The organism is Azospirillum lipoferum 4B (genome assembly GCF_000283655.1).
GTDB lineage: Bacteria > Pseudomonadota > Alphaproteobacteria > Azospirillales > Azospirillaceae > Azospirillum > Azospirillum lipoferum_C.
In genome coordinates this window covers 392,511-411,713 of the sequence record NC_016585.1, presented here as the reverse complement: position 1 = coordinate 411,713, position 19,203 = coordinate 392,511, and the positions used below count along the sequence as shown (strand labels likewise).

The following is a 19,203-nucleotide window of genomic DNA, read 5'->3' as shown; positions in this document are numbered from 1 at the left end:
CGTCATCCTGAATGACCTTGCACCGTCTGGGGATTCGGCGCGCCATCGAAAGAGGCAGCCGTACCCCGGCGGTGCCATGGCTCGCCGCCGTTACGCATTCGACGAGGACAGGATCGCCCTCTTCCACAAGGAAGGGCGCGGCACGGGACGAGACGACAATTACAAGCATTGGCTGACCGTGAAGGATGTGCCGTCATCCCAACCGCTTCGTCCGCTGGGCGGCCAAGGGCGTGTGGGAGGACCTCCTCCATGCGTTGCAGCGGCGGGTGGGCCGCGCCTGCCCAGGTGATGATCGACTCCACGGCGGTCCGCGCCCATCGTTCGGAAAGCGGCGGCAAAGGGGGGAACACGCCCAATATCCCGCCACGCGCCAACAAGCGCTGGAAAAACTGCTTCTCTCCCTACTTCCACCGGAACCGTAACGTCATCGAGCGCATGTTCGGACGCCTCAAGGATTTCCGGTGCATCGCCACCCGTTACGACCGCTCCGCCACCGACTTCATGGCCGCCGTCCACTTCGTGGCAACCGTCGCCTACCGGTTATGAGTCCGGACCCTAATCACCATGAGCGGCTGCGGTTCTGCAGGCTGCAACACCAGGATGCTAAAGACTGGACGGACATCAATGCGAAGGGGCAGCTGTCCAGCCTGCGACTGCGTCAGTGCGTGCGGTGCAAGTCTGTCCTCGCGGGGCCGCGGACCCGGCCATTGCGGCTGACATTGAGGATGATCTGGATGAACATCCTCAGGGCATCTCCCCTTGATACATGTCGTTGCGAATAATTCGCAATCTAACTACAGTTACGCCGTCATGCACCGGTCATGGCGCGGCCACGCCGCACTGCTTGTGGAGGATTGGGGCTAGGCCATGCCCGAACAGCATCGCATGAATGCACCGCTTCCCTGTGCGGTGGCGCATGGTTGACACCGCCAAGCCGACCCTGGATGCCGTTTTCATGGGGCACCGGGGAGCGCTCGTGCGCCTGCTGGTCCGCATGGTCGGCAGCGCGGCCACTGCGGAGGATCTGGCGCATGAGGCCTATCTCAAGGTTAGGGCGGCGGAACGCGAGCGGCCGGTCGAGCATCCCATTCCCTTCCTGTTCCAGACCGCGCGCAACTTGGCCTTCGACCATCTGCGGCGGGAGCGCCGGCACGCAGCGGTGGTGGTGCAGGACGTCACAGACGAGGGAATGGCGGAGGTCGCCGCTCCCTCGCCCTCTCCGGAAATCGAGGCCGGCGACCGCCAGCGCCTGGCCCGCATGGAAACCGCCCTGGCGGCCTTGAGCGAGCGGCAGCGCAGCATCCTGCTGCTGAACCGGATGGAAGGGCTGTCCCATGCGGAGATCGCCGAACGGCTCGACGTATCGGTCAGCACGGTGCAGAAGGATCTGAAGACCGCCCTGCTGGCCTGCCTGGAGATGTTCGCCCGGCTCGACCGCGAAGGATTACGGATTTCTCCTCGCCCGAACGTCTTATTAGGTGAAAGACCGTGACGGCACCACACGCGGGTTCCATGCCTGACGACACAGATCCCTCCCTGCCGCTGGAGCAGGCGCTCGACTGGTTCATCCGCCTGCAGGCAGATGACGCGGACGAAGTGTGTCGCCAAGCCTGCTCCGACTGGTGCGCCGCCGATCCCCGCAATGCCCATGCCTGGAATCTGACGCAGGGCATGTGGGCCTCTCCCCTCCTCACCGAGGCGCTGGCGTCGATCGCACCGCCGGATGTCATGCCCGGTGCCGGCCCGGCTTCCGCACCGCCGGCCGACGCGGCCATGCCCGCCCCGGTGCCGCAGCCCCGGCGGTCCCGATCGGGCAATCGATCGCGGTCCCGCCAGCCGGCGCGGCGCCGGACGATGGGCCGACTGGCGAAACGGGCGGCGGCGTGGGGGGCGGTCGCGCTGTTTGCGGTCGTGCTGGGATGGGCAGCCGACCTGCCCTTGCGCCTGCAAGCCGACCACCGCACCGCCACCGGCATGCAGGAGCGCGTGGTGCTGGCCGATGGCTCGCGGGTGCTGATGGACACCGGCACGGCGCTCGCCGCTGATGTCGATGAGACCGAGCGGTCCACCCGGTTGCTGCGTGGCGCCGCATTCTTCGAGGTGACGCCCGATCCCACCCGCCCCTTCCGGATCACGGCCGGCCCGGCCGTCGTCACCGTGGTCGGCACCGCCTTCGCAGTCCGCTATCTGGATGACCGGGTGACGGTGACGGTGCGCCACGGCACGGTCGATGTCGCACGGCCCGGCAGCCCCGCCGTGCGCCTGCGCGCCGGAGAGGAGGTGGCGGTCACCGCGACGGCCATCGGCGCCGGGCACCCCGCCGATCTGGCCGCCGCACTCGGCTGGGTCGATGGGCGGCTGGTCTTCGAGGACCGCCCGCTGGGCGAGGTGCTGGGCGAACTGGACCGCTACCATCCGGGCCTGATCGTTGTTCCGGACAGCCTGGCAAGTCGGCGGATCACCGGTAATTACCGGCTCGACGATCCGGTGAGGACCGCGGCATCCCTGGCCGAACTGGTGCGGGCCGAGATGCTGCGTGTGTCCGACGCCCTTCTGATCCTGCGCCCGCGCTCCTGACCGGGCGGCCTTTCCACTGCCACTGCCCTCTGCCGCCCTCTGCCGCCGCAGTCCATGTGCATGTGGCGATTCCAAGAACCCGCCAAAAATATTTTTCCGCTTTTCCCAGTTCGCGAACGTCAGGTCGGCATAGCATTCGGAATGCGTCGCAGTCGCAAATTGCGGCGCCTCTCCGGCCATTCGAGACGACGCGATCATGAGGAAAAGCCAGGATGGGTTGGGGGAGCATGGAAACGAGTGAACGGGGGCGCCGGGGGGCGGCCCTGCTGCGGGCGATGCTGCTGTGTTCGGCGACGATCGTCGTGGGAGCTGCTGCGGGGGACGGTGCCCTGGCGGCGTCGGCGAAGTCCGGCGGGCAGGTCGCCCAGGCCAACGGACAAACCTCGGGCGCGCAAATGGCGGGGCAGCGGTTCGACATCGCCCCTCAAGGGTTGGTGACCGCACTCAACGCCTTCAGCGCGGCCAGCGGCTGGGAGGTCGGGTTCCCGGCCGAAGTGGCGCGTGGCGTGATCTCGCCCGGCGTATCGGGCACCATGAGCGCCGACGACGCGCTGCGCCGGCTGCTGTCGGGCACCGGCGTCTCCTTCCGGATGACCGGCCCGGGCCGTGCAGTGCTGACGCGGCCGCAGACCGGCGGGGTGGTGCTCGATCCGGTGACGGTGCAGGGCACGCGCGAGCGGGCGACCGGCCCGGTGGTGGGCTATGTCGCCCGCCAGAGCGCCACCGCGACCAAGACCGACACGCCGATCCTGGAAACGCCGCAATCGGTTGCCGTCGTCACCCGCGACCAGATGGATGCCCAGGCGGCGCAGAATCTGGCGGACGCCCTGAACTACACGTCGGGCGTCACCACGGGGCGCAACGGCGAATCCTCCTCCTTCGGCGGTGACGGCATCTCGGTGCGCGGCTTCGGCGGCGACGGCACCACCGGCGTGTCCTTCAACGAGTATCTCGACGGGCTGCGGCTGAAGGGCAGCGGCTATCTGACCTCCGGCATCGATCCCTACCTGTTCGAACGGGTCGAGGTGCTGAAGGGGCCGGCCTCCGTTCTGTTCGGGCAGGCCAGCCCCGGCGGTCTGGTCAACATGGTGACCAAGCAGCCCTCCCCCGACGCCAAGCACGAAATCCTGCTGCAGACCGGCAGCAACGGTCGCAAGCAGGCCGCGTTGGATGTCGGCGGCGACGTCACCGGCGACGGCCGGCTGTCCTACCGCTTCGCAGGCGTCGGGCTGGACACCGAGACGCAGACCGACTTCACCGAGCGCCGCCGGCTGGCCGCCGCCCCGTCGGTGACCTGGAAGCCGACCGACGACACCAGCTTGACGCTCATCGGCCTCTACCAGCGCGACAATTTCGACGGCTCGCCGCTGAACTTCCTGCCGGCCCAGGGCACCCTGCTTTACAACCCCAACGGCAAGCTGCCGACCAGCTTCTTCATGGGCGATCCCAATTTCAACGAATGGGACCGCAAGACCATGAGCATCGGCTACCGGTTCGAACACCGGTTCGACGAGCATTGGACGGTGCGGCAGAATGCGCGCTACCTGCACAACGACCTCAGCTACAAGGGTCTCTATGCCGCCGGCCTACAGGCCGACCTGCGCACCATGCGGCGCAGTGCCTTCTCGCTCACCGAGCGCGCCGACGACCTGACCATCGACAACCAAATCCAGGCGACCTTCGACACCGGACCGCTGCGCCACACCGTGCTGGCAGGCGTCGACCACCAGCGTCTGAAGAGCGACACGGTGCGCGGGCTGGCCACCGCGCCGACCCTCAACATCTTCAACCCCGTCTATGGCCTGTCGATCGCCGATCCGCCGATCTACCAGAGCATCGCCACCCGCATCACCCAGACCGGCGTCTACGCCCAGGACCAGATCAAATGGGGCGGGCTGGTTCTGCTGATGGGCGGGCGGCAGGATTGGGCCGAGACCCGGCAGCGCAACCGGCTGAACCAGGGCACCTCGGCCCAGCAGTCCGATGCCTTCACAGGCCGGGTCGGCGCGCTCTACCTGTTCGACAACGGTCTCGCCCCCTATGCCAGCTACTCGGAGTCCTTCGAGCCGACCGCCGGCAGCGATTTCTTCGGCAGGCCCTTCGAACCGACCACCGGCCAGCAGTATGAGGCCGGGGTGAAGTACCAGCCTCCCGGCTCGAACAGCCTGCTCACCGTGTCGGCCTTCCACATCACCCAGCAGAACGTCACCACCGCCGATCCCCAGCACACCAACTTCAACGTCCAGACCGGCGAGCTCCGGTCGCGCGGCATCGAGGCGGAGGCGCGCATCAGCCTGGCCGAGGGGCTGAACGCGGTCGCCAGCTACACCTGGCTCGACGCCGAGGTGACCAAGAGCAACGACGTCAACCGCGGCAAGCGGCCGGTCGCCGTGCCAACCCATTCGGCATCGGCCTGGGGTGACTACACGGTGCAGGACGGCCCGCTGGCCGGCCTGGGCGGCGGCATCGGCGTTCGCTATGTCGGCTTCACTTATGGCGATCCGGCCAACAGCTTCAAGGTGCCGTCCCACACGCTGGTGGACGCCGCCCTGCGCTACGACCTGTCCCATCTGCATCCGCAGCTTCAAGGCATGCAGGCGGCGGTCAACGCCAGCAACCTGTTCGACAAGGAGTTCGTCTCGGCCTGCTCGCGGGCGACCAACTGCTATTACGGCCTGCGCCGCACCGTCATCGGCTCGCTGAAGTATTCCTGGTGAAACGGAAGGCCGAGATCGCGCTGCGGACCGTGACCGCCGTCGTCGGCGGATACGCCCTCGCGGCGGGGACGGCGGCGGCGCTGGCCCTGGCGCTGCCGGCCGTGCAGGACCGGTCGGAGGCGGTGCTCACCGCCACCATGGCAGGGTTGCTGCCCTGCGTCCTGACCGTGGTGATGGTGTTCGCCGCCGCCAGCGCCCTGCGCGCCCTGGCCTGGACCGCCGGCCTGACGGCCGCGGCCTGGGCGGCGGTCTCACTGTTGACAAGCATGACGGGGATCGGGTCGTGAACGGCAGCTTCCGCCTGTCGATGACGTGGCTGCACAATTGGGGCGGGCTGGTGGTCGGCTGGCTGCTGTTCTGCGTCTTCCTGACCGGAACCACCGCCTATGCCCGCCACGAGATCACCCGCTGGATGCAGCCCGAACGGGTCGAGGCCACGGACAGCCCCAATGCTGCAGCCACCGCCATCGCCACCCTGTCGCGCGAAGCGCCGCAGGCGCGCCGCTGGCTGATCATGCTGCCCGACGAGCGGGAGACCGCGACCCAGGTCTATGTCTACAACCGGCCGGGGGTGCAGCCCGGCTTCCGCCGGCTGGCGCTGGAGCCGGCGGACGGACGGCCGGTGCAGGCGCGGGCGACCTTCGGCGGCGATTTCCTCTACTACTTCCACTTCGACCTGCGGATTCCCGGCCCGGCCGGGCGCTATCTGGTCGGCATCGCCGGGGTGGCGCTGCTGGTGGCGCTGATCACCGGCTTCGTCATCCACCGCCGGGTCTTCTGGGATTTCTTCACCTTCCGCCCCGGCCGGTCGCGCACAAGGCTATGGATGGACGTCCACAACGCGCTCGGCATCCTGGTTCTGCCCTATCACGCGTTGATCACGGTGACTGGGCTGGTGCCGCTGATGCTGCTCTACCTGCCCTGGGGATTGCAGGCTGCGTTCGGCGACCGGCCGGCCGACTTCAACACCGCGGTCTATGCCGAACCGGTGCCGCCGCCCGCCTCAAACCGGGAGGCGCCCCTCACCGACATCGAGCCGCTGCTGGCGGAGGCGATCCGGCGCTGGGACGGCGGGCGGCCGGGACGGGTGGTCGTCGACAACCCCGGCGATGCCGCCGCCACCATCCTCATCAAGCGCACCGATTCCGACCGGGTGGCGATCACCCCGGAAGCCATCCTGTTCGACGGCACGACCGGCGCTGTGCTGAAGGTATGGAATGGAACGGGCGGTGCCGCGGCGACGCGGGCCGGCGCCTACGGCCTGCACATGATGCGCTTCGCCGACACGCCGCTGCGGCTGGCGATGATTCTGTGCGGGCTGGCGGGGACCGCGATGATCGGCACCGGACAGGTCTATTGGATCATCAAGCGGCGCAAGCGCGAGGGAGCGGCGTCCTTCGGCCTGCGTCTGGCTGATGGCGCCAATCTCGCGGTCATGGTCGGACTGCCCATCGCGATAGCTGTCTATTTCTGGGCCAACCGCCTGCTGCCCGCCAGGCTGGCCAGCCGCGAGACGCTGGAGGTTCTCGCCTTCTTCGCCGCTTGGCTGTTGGCGGCTCTGCACCCGGCGCTGCACGGCGTTAACCGAGCCTGGGGTGAGCAACTGGCCGTGGCGGCGCTGCTGTGGACTGCTCTTCCGCTGATGAACGCCCTTACCAGTCAAGCCCATCTCGGTGTGACACTGGCCCGCGGGCTGTGGGGGGTGGCGGGTATCGACCTGACCGCTCTAGCGACGGGAGGCCTCTTTGCGTTGCTGACCTGGCGCCGTTTCGGTGGCGCGCATTATCGGAACATCGGCAAACCGCGAGGGGCTCCGGCGCGGCACGGATGAACAACGCCCTCACCGGGTCGATCGCCAGGGCGCGGTAAGTCGTCGGCACTGCCGACTTGTCCGGAATTTCCGCCCCCGCCCCCTGCCTCGGCTTCGTGTGGCAATAACCGATGGATGGAATACCATCCCATACGTGTCTGTTGCGCCCGAGTCGGCTGGGATTGGACAATTCGTGGCGCATCGCCGATTGCCACATCACGTCGGCCAGCAAATCGTGGAGCGCGAGTTGACGACCGGACAATGTCCGCTACCGTCCACCGGCAGAAGCGAAAAAATGCGATAAAACCAAGTGGGGGGAGATACGCGCTAGAGCGGATTCAACTTTGAAATCAACGCTCTAGCGCAAATCGCAAATCTATGGCGGACCCGACGAGATTCGAACTCATGACCTCTGCCTTCGGAGGGCAGCGCTCTATCCAGCTGAGCTACGGGTCCATCGCTGGTGGAGGTGGAACATAGTCCAAGCCCTGCGGCGACGCAAACACTAAATTCAGCCTTTTTCGACGATACCGCAACGCTCCAATTCCGCCCCATGGAAACGTTTCCATTCTTCATGAAACCGTTTTCCTGACGTCACGCGATTGCAACACGCCGCCGTCACTCTGCCCCGCACCGGATCGGCCGGTGATGGAAGGACGGGTATTCGATGGTGCGGGACGGGATGCGGTTCACGGATGGACAGACGCCGCGGGGCACTGCCCGCGCGGTGGAGCGCGTGGCGACGATCCGCGATGTGGCGGCACGCGCCGGGGTGTCCATCGCTACCGTGTCGCGCGTTCTCAACGGCAGCGGCAATGCGACGCCGGAAACCATGGAAAAGGTCCGGGTCGCCGCCTCCGACCTGTCCTTCCGCCCCAGCACCATCGGGCGCAGCCTGAAGGCGGCGCGAACCCGCACCGTCGGCGTGCTGGTGCCGTCGCTGACCAATCCGGTCTTCGCCGAGAGCGTCGCCGGCATCCAGGAGGCGGCGGCGGAGGCAGGCTACAGCGTCCTGATCGCCTCCACCGATTACGATCCGGGCAAGGAATCCCGCGCCATCGAAGGGCTGCTGTCCAACCGGGTGGAAGGGCTGGTGCTGACCGTCGCCGACGCCGACCGCAGCGGCTCGCTCGACACACTGGACGAGGTGCGGCTGCCCTACGTCCTGGCCTATAACCAGCCTGAACGCCCATTCCGCGCCCATGTGTCGGTCGACAATGTCGCGGCCTCCCGCGCGGTGGTGGAGCGGATGGCGGTGCTCGGCCACCGGCGCATCGGTATGATCGCCGGGCGCTTCCGCCAGTCCGACCGCTCGCGCCGGCGCCATGCCGGCTGGCAGGCGGCCCTGGCCGACGCCGGCCTGCCGCCGGGTCCGGTGGTGGAGGTCGATTTCAACGATCTGCGGCTGGCCCACCGGCTGGCCCCCCATCTGGAAGGGCCGGAGCGCCCGACCGCCCTCTTCGCCTCCAACGACATGCTGGCGCTCGCAACCATCCGGGCGCTGCGCGACCTCGGCCTGTCGGTGCCCGACGATGTATCGGTCTGCGGATTCGACGGGATCGAGGTCGGCCGGCTGATGTCGCCCAGCCTCGCCACCCTGGTCCAGCCGGCCCGCGCCATGGGCGCCACCGCCTTCGAATGCCTGCGCACCGGCTTTTCCGGCGACCTGCAGGGTCGCGCCGTGATGCTGCCCTTTACCTTGCGTCCGGGCGAATCGCTCGGCCCGGCGCCTTCCGAACCGATCCAAACGCTTCCCGAACGGAGATAGCCCGATCATGTTGAAGCCGTTCCTGCCCCGCTCGTTGTTTCTGAGCGCCGCCCTTGGCGCTGTGTCGCTGGTTGCCGCCCTCTCCGCCACGGTCGCCCCCGCCACGGCAGCGGAACCGACCGCCATCTGCTACAACTGCCCGCCGGAATGGGCCGATTGGGCATCGCAGCTGAAGGCGATCAAGGCCGATCTCGGCATCACCGTGCCGTTCGACAACAAGAATTCCGGCCAGTCGCTCGCCGCCATGCTGGCCGAGAAGGACAAGCCGGTGGCCGACGTCGTCTATCTCGGCGGGCCGGTCGGCATCCAGGCCAAGGCGGCGGGCGTCGTCGCCCCCTACAAGCCGGCGGGCTGGGCCGGGATCCCCGACGGGATGAAGGACGCCGACGGCAACTGGTTCGCCATCCACAGCGGCACGCTGGGCTTCTTCGTCAACACCGAGGCGCTGGGCGGCAAGCCGGTGCCGCAGAGCTGGGCCGACCTGCTGAAGTCCGACTATTCGGGCATGGTCGGCTATCTCGACCCGACCAGCGCCGCCGTCGGCTATGTCGGCGCGGTGGCGGTCAATCTGGCGCTGGGCGGCGATTACGGCAGCTTCGACAAGGCGGTCGGCTGGTTCAAGGATTTGCAGAAGAACCAGCCCATCGTACCGAAGCAGACCTCCTACGCCCGCGTTCTGTCGGGTGAGATTCCGATCCTGATCGATTACGACTTCAACGCCTACCGTGCCAAGTATACCGACAAGGCCCCGGTCGCCTTCGTCATCCCGAAGGAAGGCACCGTGTCGGTCCCCTATGTAATGGCGCTGGTCAAGAACGGGCCGAACCCGGAGAACGGCAAGAAGGTTCTGGACTATGTACTGTCGGACAAGGGCCAGACCCTGTGGGCCAACGCCTTCATGCGCCCGGTCCGGGCCGAGGCGATGTCGCCGGAGACCGCGGCCAAGTTCCTGCCGGCCGCCGACTATGCCCGCGCCAAGCCGGTGGACATGGTCCGCATGGCCGAAGCGCAGAAGGGCTTCATGGACCGCTATCAGGCGGAGGTGAAGTGAGCGCCTGCGTGCAGGACGCTCCCCTCCCCCACCGGCCGGCGACAGGTTCGCCGGCCGGTGGGAGGTGGACGGGCGAACCGCTGCGGCTGGCGGCCCTGCTGGCGCCGGCGGCGGCGGTGTTCGCGGCCTTCTTCCTGCTGCCGCTGGTTCGCCTGATCCTGATCGGCGCCGGCGGGGCGGAGGGATGGTCGGCCTATGTGACCACGCTGGTCGATCCCGGCCATCTCGACAGCCTGCTGTCCACGCTGGCTCTGTCGGCCGGGGTGACGCTGGTGACGCTGGCGGTGTCGACCGTCGCCGGGCTGTTCCTGGTGCGCCATCACTTCCCCGGACATGCCCTGCTGGTGGCTCTGCTGACCTTTCCGCTGGCCTTTCCCGGCGTCGTGATCGGCTTCATGGTCATCATGCTGGCCGGACGGCAGGGGCTGATCGGCACGATCACCCAGGCGCTGACCGGGGGCAAGCTGGTCTTCGCCTATTCCATGGCCGGGCTGTTCCTGGGCTACGTCTATTTCTCGATCCCGCGCGTCATCCTGACGGTGATGGCGGCGGCGGAGAAGCTGGACCCGCGGCTGGAGGAGGCGGCGCGGTCGCTGGGGGCATCCCCCTGGCGCGTGGTGGCCGACGTCATCCTGCCGGCGCTGAAGCCGGCGCTGATCTCCGCCGGTGCCCTGTGCTTCGCGACCTCGATGGGCGCGTTCGGCACCGCCTTCACGCTTGCCACCCGGATCAACGTGCTGCCGATGACGATCTATACCGAATTCACGCTCCAGGCGAACATCGCCGCGGCGGCGGCGCTCAGCGTCCTGCTCGGCCTCATCACCTGGGCAGCGCTCGCGGTGGCGCGCAGCGTCGCCGGCACATCGGTTGCGGCGGCGGGGTAACGGCAATGCAGACTCTGTCGAATCGCCGGGGCTGGGGGTTCTGGCTGCAATTGGGCTTCACCCTGCTGGTCTGCGCCCTGCTGACCGTGCCGATGGTGATGTCGATGCTGGCCGGGCTGACCGCCAACTATTTCATCGGCCTGAAAAGCGGCCTCACCCTGCGCTGGGTACAGGAAGTGTTGCAGGTCTATTCCGGCACCATCCTGCTGTCCTTGCAGATCGCCTTTGCCTGCCTCGCCTGCACGCTGGTGCTGGGAGTGCCGGCAGCCTATGTGCTGGCGCGCCGCCCCGGCCGGATCGCCCGGCTGGTGGAGGAACTGCTGATGATGCCGGTCGCCATTCCCGGCCTCGCCACCGCTTTGGCGCTGATCGTCACCTATGGCGGCGTGGGCGATTTGCGCAGCAGCTGGCTGTTCATCCTGATCGGCCATGTGCTGTTCACCCTGCCCTTCATGGTCCGCGCCGTGCTGGCGGTGATGGGCTCCATCGACCTGACGACGCTGGAGGAGGGGGCCGCCAGCCTGGGCGCCGGCTTCCTGCGCCGCTTCGCCACGGTGGTGCTGCCCAACTGCCGCTCCGGCATCCTGGCCGGATCGCTGATGGTGCTGACCTTGTCGGTGGGCGAGTTCAACCTGACCTGGCTGCTGCATACGCCGCTGACCAAGACGTTGCCGGTCGGGCTGGCCGACAGCTATGCCTCGCTGCGGATCGAGATCGGCAGCGCCTACACCCTCGTCTTCTTCCTGATGATCGTGCCGAGCCTGATCCTGCTGCAGGGTCTGTCCAAGCGCGGCCGTCCGTCCGTTTGAGGCCACTTCCAGATGTCCGACAGCTTCCATCTCGACGCCGTGCCGATCCGCCTGGAGCGCTGCGGCAAGACCTTCGCCGGCAGCGCCCGCGCGCTGGAGCCGCTGGACCTCACCATCCGCGGCGGCGAGACCATCGTCTTCCTGGGCCCTTCCGGCTGCGGCAAGACCACCACGCTGCGCATCATCGCCGGGCTGGAGAGCCCCGATCCCGGCGGCCGCGTGCTGTTCGGCGAGGAGGACGTCACCGCGCTTCCCATCGAGCGGCGCAATGTCGGCATGGTGTTCCAGAGCTACGCCCTGTTCCCCAACATGACGGTGGCGGAGAACGTCGCCTATGGTCTGAAGGTGCGCAAGCTGCCCCGGCCCGAGCGCGCCCGCCGGGTCGAGGAGATGCTGGACCTGATGCATCTCGGCGAATTCGCCGGGCGGCGGATCGACCAGCTGTCCGGCGGACAGCGGCAGCGGGTGGCGCTGGCCCGCGCCCTGGTGGTGCGGCCGCGCGTGCTGCTGCTGGACGAACCGTTGACGGCGCTGGATGCCAAGCTGCGCGACAGCCTGCGGCTGGAGATCGACCGGTTGCTGCGCAGTCTGGGCATCACCGCCGTCTATGTCACCCACGACCAGGGCGAGGCGATGGCGCTGGGCGACCGCATCGTGGTGATGGCGAAGGGGCGTGTGGCGCAGATCGGCACCCCGCGCGAGATTTACTATCAGCCGGCCGACGGCTTCGTCGCCGACTTCATCGGCACGATGAACCGGCTGGGCGGCACGGTGCAAGGCGGGATGCTGTCGATTGGAGCGGCGACGCTGCCCTGGTCGGGGCCGGACGGTGCCGTGGAGTTGCTGGTGCGGCCGGAGGATCTGGCGCTCGCATCGGAGGCCGACGGGCATCTGGGCGGAAGCGTCGCCGCCGCGGTGTTCCTGGGCGACCGCACCCGTCTGGTGGTGGAGCCCACGGACGGGCCGGCGCTGACGGTGGACACCCTCGGGCGGAGCGAGCTGGGTCGCGGCGACCGGGTTTGGCTGCGCGTCGATCCGGCGAGGGTGCTGGCGGTGCCGTGAGTTCGGCCTTTGCAGCGACTTGCCCCCACCCCAACCCTCCCCCGCTTTGCGGGAGAGGGTGCCTAATGCGAAGCGGCGGCAGTCCCCTCTCCCTCGAAGAGGGGGAGGGTTAGGGAGGGGGCATCCGCCTCCAAATCAAACACTTAAGCCCAAGGCCCACCCATGATCATCGTCCAGATCACCGACACCCACATCAAGCCGCCCGGCCGCCTCGCCTACCGGCGCGTGGACACCGCCCCCTTCCTGGAGCGTGCCGTCGCCGCTGTCCTGGCGCTCAACCCCCGCCCCGACGTGATCCTCGCCACCGGCGACCTCGTCGATGCCGGCCATGCGGAGGAGTATGAGCGGCTGCTCGGCCTGCTGCGTCCGCTCGACATTCCGCTCTTCGCCGTGCCGGGCAACCATGACGAACGCGCCGGCCTTGCCCGCGCCTTTCCCGATCTGGCGGCGCGCGTCGGCGACAGCCCCTTCTTCCACTACACGGTGGAGGACTGGCCGGTCCGCCTGATCGCCATGGACACCGTTCTGCCCGGCTCCGGCGCCGGAGAGGTCTGTGCGGAGCGCCTGTCCTGGCTGGATGCCCGCCTGTCCGAGCAGCCCGACCGGCCGACAATCGTCTTCCAGCACCATCCGCCCTTCGCCACCGGCATCGGCCATATGGACCGGCTCGGCCTGAGCGGCGCCGACGCCATGGCCGCGGTGGTGCGCCGTCATCGCCAAGTGGAACGGGTGCTGTGCGGCCATCTTCACCGGCCGATCCAGGTGCGCTGGGCCGGCACCATCGCCTCGACCGCGCCCTCCACCGCGCATCAGGTGGCGCTCGATCTGCGCGACGATGCGCCATCCGCCTTCGTGATGGAGCCGCCGGGCTACCAGATCCACATGTGGCGCGCCGACACCGGCGTGGTCAGCCACACCGCGGTGATCGGCGAGTATGACGGCCCCTACCCCTTCTTCAAGGACGGAAAGCTGATCGACTGACTCGGGCTTTCGGCTTGGCTGTCACGCGCCTGTCACGGGCATGGCGTAAGACACAGCTCTCCCCGCTGCTCCCACGGAGACGACAGAGATGAAGGCGCTTCTCGCCACCCTCGCCACGGTCCTGACGCTTGCCCTCGGCCACACCGCATTGGCGGACGGCGCCACCGGCAAGCTGGTGCTCTACACCTCGCAGCTGGAGCCGGACGCCCGCCAGACGGTGGAGGCCTTCAAGGCGAAGAACCCCGGCGTCGAGGTGGAGTGGGTCCGCAACGGCACCACCGAGCTGATGAACAAGCTGCGCGCCGAGTTCGCCGCCGGTGCGCCGCAGCCCGACCTGCTGCTGATCGCCGACGCGGTGACGATGGAATCGCTGAAGGCGGACAAGCGGCTGCAGCCCTATGCCGGCGCCCCCGTTTCCGGCTACCGCCCCGGCACGCACGATGCGCAGGGCTACTGGTTCGGCACCAAGCTGATCACCACCGGCATCGTCTACAACACCGCCGCCCCGATGAAGCCGACCTCCTGGCAGGACCTGCTGAAGCCGGAGGCCAAGGGCACCACGGTGATGCCGAGCCCGCTCTATTCCGGCGCCGCCGCCATCCACATGGCGTCGATCAAGGCGCAGCCGTCGCTGGGCATGGCCTATTACGAGGCGCTGCAGCGCAACGCCGTCACCGCGGCGAAGGGCAACGGCGGCATCCTGAAGGATGTGGCCGGCGGGGCGAAGCTCTACGGCATGGTCGTCGATTACCTGCCGATCCGCGAACAGCTGAAGGGCGCCCCCGTCGCCTTCGTCTTCCCCAAGGAGGGCGTCAGCGCGGTCAGCGAGCCGGTGGCGATCCTCAGCACCGCCAAGAACCCCACTGCAGCCAAGGCCTTCATCGACTTCCTGCTGAGCCGCGACGGTCAGGACCTTGCCTCCCGCCAGGGCTTCCTGCCGGCGCTGCCGGGCGTGAACCCGCCGCCGGGCTTCCCCGATCCGGCGACCATCACCCTGCTGCCCTATGACCCGGCCAAGGCCCTGGCCGAGGACGAGGCGAACAAGCGCGCCTTCGCCGACCTGTTCGGCGGGTGAGGGTGCTTGTGCAAAGCAGGAAGTATCCCCTCCCCCCCGGGGAGAGGGTTAGGGTGAGGGGGGCGCGTTGCAGGGATCCTCAAGAATCGCGCACCCCGGCCCTCCGGTGAAAATCCACGCCATGCGTCCCCCTCACCCCGACCCTCTCCCCGGGGGGGAGAGGGAGATCGTCCCGGTAGGTCGAAGGGCGGGGGAAAGCACCCTGTCCTCCCTCCCCGGCTGGCCGCTGCTGGTCGGGCTGCTCGTGCTCCTGCCGGTCCTGCGCCTGCTGTGGGAGGCCGGCGATCCGGCGGTGATCGCGCGCGTGCTGGACTCCCCGGCCACTTGGCGGGCCACCGGCAACAGCATCGCCATCGCCGCGGGAGCCACTCTGGCGGCGGCGCTGATCGGCGGACCCTTCGCCCTGCTGATCGGGTTGACCGACCTGCGCGCCCGCACGGCGATGACCTTCGCCCTGATCCTGCCGCTGATGATCCCGCCGCAGATCGTGGCGATGGCCTGGACCCATCTCGCCGGCTCCGGCAGTCCGATCCTGAAACCGCTGGGTCTCGCCCCGCCGGTCGGCACGCCGAACCCGGTGCAGTCGGCGATGGGCATGGTGCTGGTGATGGGGATCGAACATGCCCCGCTGGTCTTCCTCGCCCTGCGCGCGGCGCTCCGTGCCATCCCCGGCGACGTGCTGGAGGCGGCGCGGGCCTCCGGGGCCGGTCCATGGCGCGCGGTGCGCGGCGTGGTGCTGCCGCTCTGCCTGCCGGGGCTAATCGCCGGGCTCGCCATGGCCTTCGTCGCGGCGCTGGGGAATTTCGGGGTTCCGGCGCTGCTGGGCGTGCCGGCCGGCATCCCGATGCTGCCGACGCTGATCTATCGGCGGCTTGCCGGCTTCGGCCCGTCCGCCCTGCCCGAGGTGGCGGTGCTGGCTGCCCTGATCGGCCTCATCGCCTGTCTGGGCATCGCCGCCCAGACCATCCTGCAATCGCGCATCGCCACCCGCCTGCCCGGCGGCGCCCGCCCGCTGGCGCCGCTGCCGCTCGGCACAGCCCGCGCAGCGGTCGAGACGATGGCCTGGGGCGTTCTTCTGCTGCTGGTCGCGGCGCCGCTGGCGGCGTTGCTGGCGACCAGCCTCGTCCGGGTCTACGGCCTGCCCATCGGTCTCGACACGCTGACGCTGTCCCATTACCGCGAGGTGCTGGCGCTCGATCAGGTCGGGCGCGCCTTCGCCAATTCGGTGCTGCTGTCGGGATCGGCCGCCTTGCTGCTCGCCCTGTTGGCGATCCCGCTGGCCCACACCATGGCGCGGGGCGGCGGTGCCGGGCGGATCGCCCGCGCGGTCGGCGTGCTGGTGGAATTGCCGCATGCCGTGCCGGGGGTGGTGCTGGGCATCGGCTGTATCCTGCTGTTCCTCAAGCCGCTGCCGGGGCTGGGCTTCAGCCTGTACGGCACGCTGTGGATCATCCTGGCGGCCTATCTGGTCCGCTTCGTGCCGCTGGCCCTGCGACCGGTGCAGGCGGCCTGCGCCGCGCTCGACCCGACGGTGGAGGAGGCCGCCCGTGCGCTCGGCGCCGGGCCGCTGCGCCGCCTGCTGACGGTGGTGGCGCCGCTGGTCGCGCCGGCGGCGGCGGCCGGCGGGCTGCTGGTCTTCCTGACCGCCTTCAACGAGCTGACCGTTTCCATCCTGCTGTGGTCGCAGGGGCGGGAGACGCTGGGCGTCGTCGTCTATGCGCTGGAGGAAGGCGGCAGCCCGACGCTGGGCGCCGCCCTGGGCGTCATCGCCATTCTGGTCGTGCTGGCCGCCATGCTCGCCGCCGGGGCGCTGGGCCGCCGCCTGCCGCCCGGCGTGGTGCCCTGGCGGGAATAGACATCTCAGGCTGGCAGCCCCGCCGCCTTGCGCACCGCCTCCAGCACCGTCAGCACGTCGCGCGCCTGCTCCGCCGTCACCGGCGGCGGTCCGCCGTCGAGGATCGCCGCCGCCACCCCGCGGTAGAAGGCGGGATAGTCGCCGCGCAGGGGCTCCACCCGCCGCTCCGTTCCGTCGGCCTTGACCAGCAGGGCGTGATTCTTCGGATCGTCCAGGCCCCAATCCGCTTCGGTCGGCATGCGACCGGCGCGCAGCGCCGCCTCCTGCCCGTCCATGCCGTGCTTCAGGAAGCTGCCGCGGTCGCCATGCAGCTGGAAACGCGGCCCCGGCCGGCAGACCACCGTCCCGCAATGAAGGATCGCCCGCATCGGGCCATAGCCCAACACGATGTGGAACCAGTCGTCGACCTGCGCGTCCGGCCGCTGGGCGCCGACATCGGCGAGGATGCGGTCGGGCATGCCGAACAGGGTCAGCGCCTGATCGATCAGATGCGCACCCAGATCGAACAGCACGCCCGATCCGGCCAGCGTCTGCTCCCGCCAGCCCTGCTTGATCTGCGGCCGGAAGCGGTCGAAATGCGCCTCGTAGTGATAGGGCCGGCCGACCTCGCCCTTCTCCAGGCAGGCGCGCAGCGTCAGGAAATCGTTGTCCCAGCGGCGGTTCTGGAAGACGGTCAGCAGCCGCCCCTGCCGCTCGGCCAGCGCGATCAGTTCGTCGGCCTCGGCCGCGGTGGTCGCCATCGGCTTGTCGATCACCACATGCTTGCCGGCCAGCAGCACCTCGCGCGCCAAGGGGGCATGGCTGGTGTTGGGGGTGGCGATCACCACCAGGTCGATGCTTGGGTCGCCGATCACCGCCTCGACCGTCGTCGTCTCCGCCCCCGGTGCGCTGCGGCGGATGTCGTCGGTACGCGAACTGGCGACCGCCTTCAATTGCAGGCGCGGCTCGCTCAGAATCAGCGGCGCATGGAACACCGACCCGGCAAGGCCGAATCCCAGCAGGCCGACCGACAGGCTCCTCATCGTCTCTTCCCTTCCTCAAGGCTGGCAACCGGCACAGCAGATGGGCGTCCGGCGGGGAGCGGCCAAGGGGCTATCGGCCAGGGCCGGGCGACGGCGCCCGGCCCCCAACGGTCCCGGCCTACGGCGTGATTGCCACCTTCAGCACGCCGTCGCGCTGGTGGCCGAACAGATCGTAAGCCTCCTCGATCCGGTCCAGCGTGAAGCGGTGGGTGACCAGCGGCTTCAGATCCACCCGGCGGGAAGCGACGACGGCCATCAGCCGGCGCATCCGCTCCTTGCCGCCGGGGCAGAGCGAGGTGACGATGGTGTGGTCGCCCAACCCGGCCGCGAAGGGTCCCAGCGGAATGCGCAGGTCGCCCGAATAGACGCCGAGGCTGGACAGCGTGCCGCCCGGCCGCAGGACGCGCAGCGCCGCCTCGAAGGTCGCCTGGGTTCCCAGCGCCTCGATGGCGACATCGACGCCGCGGCCATCGGTCAGCCGCATGATCTCCTCCACCGGATCGACGCTGCGGAAATCGACCACATGATCGGCGCCCATGCACCGCGCCATCTCCATCCGCTCCGGCACGGCGTCGACGGCGATGATGGTGGTGGCGCCCTTCAGCTTGGCCCCGGCGGTGGCGCACAGCCCGATCGGCCCTTGGGCGAACACCGCCACCGTGTCGCCGATGCGGATGTTGCCTCGCTCGGCCCCGGCGAAGCCGGTGGACATGATGTCGGGGCACATCAGCACCTCCTCGTCCGTCAGATCGTCGGGGACGGGAGCGAGGTTGACCATCGCGTCGGGCACCAGCAGATATTCGGCCTGGGAGCCGTCGATGCTGTTGCCGAAGCGCCAGCCGCCCAGCGGCTTCCAGCCATGCCTGGTGCCGGCGCCGTCCTGCGAATGACAGCCGCACAGGCAGGCGTTGCTGTGGCCGCTGGGGGTGATCGCCCCGGCGATGACCCGCTGCCCCTCGCGATAGCCGCTGACGGCCGAGCCCAGCTTCTCGATGATGCCGACCGGCTCATGTCCGATGGTCAGGCCGCGCGCGACCGGGTATTCGCCCTTCAGGATGTGGATGTCGGTGCCGCAGATCGTCGTCGTGGTGATGCGGATCAGCGCGTCGAGCGGTCCGACATCGGGGATCGGCTTGTCGTCCAGCACGATGCGGCCCCGTTCGACGAACACCGCCGCTTTCATCATGACCATGGCGTCCTCCCATTCTGGTGGCCGCCGGTTCCGGAGCTGTTTGGCGTGACCTTCGCAAACGGCCCGCGGCCGGCGCTGTGCTTCACGCTGGCCAGTATAGCGCAGCCGGGAGGACGCCGCGTTGATGCAGATTAAATATGAAGCGGAAGAGTGGGTTTCGATGCGTCGCCGCCCATCTTGACGCCCGCTGAAGCTCGATTAGATTTTGCCCGCGCCGGGGTGCCTCACGCTACCGGACCCTGGCATATTCGAAGACCGTGTCCTGCATGTTGCTCTGCGGAGGATGTGTGCGATGCCAGCGACCAGACCCTTGCATTCCCCAACCGGCCGGACCGGAGAGTGCGAGCGCCCGAGATAACGGCTGAACTCCGGCGCGGCCGACCGCAAAAAATCCCAAGAA

At 68.8% G+C, this 19,203-nt stretch carries 15 protein-coding genes, 1 tRNA gene and 1 pseudogene; 14 read left to right on the top strand and 3 right to left on the bottom strand.

All coding sequences use genetic code 11. The annotated features are described in order from the left end of the window. Positions 1-200 precede the first annotated feature (200 nt). The 6 genes and pseudogenes from AZOLI_RS15635 to AZOLI_RS15610 form a co-directional block, all read left to right on the top strand. Positions 201-546 (top strand): annotated as a pseudogene (locus tag AZOLI_RS15635) (IS5/IS1182 family transposase); the annotation flags it as partial. Between the two features lie 370 nt (positions 547-916). Next, positions 917-1,492, top strand: coding sequence for an RNA polymerase sigma factor (locus AZOLI_RS15630; RefSeq protein WP_014188133.1), 576 nt, complete (start codon positions 917-919; stop codon positions 1,490-1,492). Between the two features lie 20 nt (positions 1,493-1,512). Next, positions 1,513-2,577: a FecR family protein gene (locus tag AZOLI_RS15625; RefSeq protein WP_014188132.1), complete on the top strand. Its 1,065-nt coding sequence runs from the start codon at positions 1,513-1,515 to the stop codon at positions 2,575-2,577. 227 nt (positions 2,578-2,804) lie between these two features. Then, positions 2,805-5,294, top strand: a complete 2,490-nt coding sequence (locus tag AZOLI_RS15620) for a TonB-dependent siderophore receptor (protein ID WP_014188131.1) — start codon at positions 2,805-2,807, stop codon at positions 5,292-5,294. Continuing rightward, entirely contained in the window at positions 5,291-5,581 is a 291-nt protein-coding gene (locus tag AZOLI_RS15615) for a hypothetical protein (protein WP_014188130.1), read from the top strand. Before AZOLI_RS15620 ends, AZOLI_RS15615 begins: the two co-directional genes overlap by 4 nt. After that, entirely contained in the window at positions 5,578-7,125 is a 1,548-nt protein-coding gene (locus AZOLI_RS15610) for a PepSY-associated TM helix domain-containing protein (RefSeq protein WP_014188129.1), read from the top strand. The genes AZOLI_RS15615 and AZOLI_RS15610 overlap by 4 nt, the downstream gene beginning before the upstream one ends. 358 nt (positions 7,126-7,483) lie before the next feature. Here AZOLI_RS15610 and AZOLI_RS15605 read toward each other — a convergent pair. Then, a tRNA-Arg gene (locus AZOLI_RS15605) sits at positions 7,484-7,560 on the bottom strand. Between the two features lie 226 nt (positions 7,561-7,786). Between AZOLI_RS15605 and AZOLI_RS15600 the strand changes: the two genes are divergently transcribed. The 8 genes from AZOLI_RS15600 to AZOLI_RS15565 all read left to right on the top strand — a co-directional run bounded on the left by AZOLI_RS15600 (position 7,787) and on the right by AZOLI_RS15565 (position 16,589). Next, positions 7,787-8,872, top strand: coding sequence for a LacI family DNA-binding transcriptional regulator (locus AZOLI_RS15600; protein WP_044551795.1), 1,086 nt, complete (start codon positions 7,787-7,789; stop codon positions 8,870-8,872). 7 nt (positions 8,873-8,879) lie between these two features. Next, positions 8,880-9,923: an ABC transporter substrate-binding protein gene (locus AZOLI_RS15595; RefSeq protein WP_014188127.1), complete on the top strand. Its 1,044-nt coding sequence runs from the start codon at positions 8,880-8,882 to the stop codon at positions 9,921-9,923. Between the two features lie 8 nt (positions 9,924-9,931). Then, positions 9,932-10,807, top strand: a complete 876-nt coding sequence (locus AZOLI_RS15590; RefSeq protein ID WP_014188126.1) for an ABC transporter permease — start codon at positions 9,932-9,934, stop codon at positions 10,805-10,807. Between the two features lie 5 nt (positions 10,808-10,812). After that, positions 10,813-11,616 (top strand): ABC transporter permease, encoded by an 804-nt coding sequence (locus tag AZOLI_RS15585; protein ID WP_014188125.1) that lies wholly within the window; start codon positions 10,813-10,815, stop codon positions 11,614-11,616. A 12-nt stretch (positions 11,617-11,628) separates the two neighbouring features. Beyond that, positions 11,629-12,678, top strand: coding sequence for an ABC transporter ATP-binding protein (locus tag AZOLI_RS15580; RefSeq protein ID WP_014188124.1), 1,050 nt, complete (start codon positions 11,629-11,631; stop codon positions 12,676-12,678). A gap of 162 nt (positions 12,679-12,840) precedes the next feature. Continuing rightward, positions 12,841-13,659: a phosphodiesterase gene (locus AZOLI_RS15575; protein ID WP_014188123.1), complete on the top strand. Its 819-nt coding sequence runs from the start codon at positions 12,841-12,843 to the stop codon at positions 13,657-13,659. An 88-nt stretch (positions 13,660-13,747) separates the two neighbouring features. Continuing rightward, entirely contained in the window at positions 13,748-14,734 is a 987-nt protein-coding gene (locus AZOLI_RS15570; protein WP_014188122.1) for an ABC transporter substrate-binding protein, read from the top strand. 121 nt (positions 14,735-14,855) lie between these two features. Then, positions 14,856-16,589, top strand: a complete 1,734-nt coding sequence (locus AZOLI_RS15565) for an ABC transporter permease (RefSeq protein ID WP_014188121.1) — start codon at positions 14,856-14,858, stop codon at positions 16,587-16,589. Positions 16,590-16,594: 5 nt separating this feature from the next. Here AZOLI_RS15565 and AZOLI_RS15560 read toward each other — a convergent pair whose 3' ends face one another. Next, a complete protein-coding gene (locus AZOLI_RS15560) occupies positions 16,595-17,611 on the bottom strand; it encodes an oxidoreductase (RefSeq protein WP_014188120.1) in 1,017 nt (338 codons plus the stop codon). Positions 17,612-17,729: 118 nt separating this feature from the next. After that, complete coding sequence (locus AZOLI_RS15555) at positions 17,730-18,803, bottom strand: NAD(P)-dependent alcohol dehydrogenase (RefSeq protein ID WP_014188119.1); 1,074 nt, start codon at positions 18,801-18,803, stop codon at positions 17,730-17,732. Between the last annotated feature and the right edge of the window lie 400 nt (positions 18,804-19,203).

Excerpts from the sequence above, each read along its gene's own strand:
- AZOLI_RS15580 (WP_014188124.1), top strand. The coding sequence starts at position 11,629 with ATGTCCGACAGCTTCCATCTCGACGCCGTGCCGATCCGCCTGGAGCGC.
- AZOLI_RS15575 (WP_014188123.1), top strand. The coding sequence starts at position 12,841 with ATGATCATCGTCCAGATCACCGACACCCACATCAAGCCGCCCGGCCGC.
- AZOLI_RS15600 (WP_044551795.1), top strand. The coding sequence starts at position 7,787 with ATGCGGTTCACGGATGGACAGACGCCGCGGGGCACTGCCCGCGCGGTG.
- AZOLI_RS15595 (WP_014188127.1), top strand. The coding sequence starts at position 8,880 with ATGTTGAAGCCGTTCCTGCCCCGCTCGTTGTTTCTGAGCGCCGCCCTT.
- AZOLI_RS15565 (WP_014188121.1), top strand. The coding sequence starts at position 14,856 with ATGCGTCCCCCTCACCCCGACCCTCTCCCCGGGGGGGAGAGGGAGATC.
- AZOLI_RS15620 (WP_014188131.1), top strand. The coding sequence starts at position 2,805 with ATGGAAACGAGTGAACGGGGGCGCCGGGGGGCGGCCCTGCTGCGGGCG.
- AZOLI_RS15625 (WP_014188132.1), top strand. The coding sequence starts at position 1,513 with ATGCCTGACGACACAGATCCCTCCCTGCCGCTGGAGCAGGCGCTCGAC.
- AZOLI_RS15585 (WP_014188125.1), top strand. The coding sequence starts at position 10,813 with ATGCAGACTCTGTCGAATCGCCGGGGCTGGGGGTTCTGGCTGCAATTG.
- AZOLI_RS15570 (WP_014188122.1), top strand. The coding sequence starts at position 13,748 with ATGAAGGCGCTTCTCGCCACCCTCGCCACGGTCCTGACGCTTGCCCTC.
- AZOLI_RS15630 (WP_014188133.1), top strand. The coding sequence starts at position 917 with ATGGTTGACACCGCCAAGCCGACCCTGGATGCCGTTTTCATGGGGCAC.
- AZOLI_RS15560 (WP_014188120.1), bottom strand. The coding sequence starts at position 17,611 with ATGAGGAGCCTGTCGGTCGGCCTGCTGGGATTCGGCCTTGCCGGGTCG.
- AZOLI_RS15555 (WP_014188119.1), bottom strand. The coding sequence starts at position 18,803 with ATGGTCATGATGAAAGCGGCGGTGTTCGTCGAACGGGGCCGCATCGTG.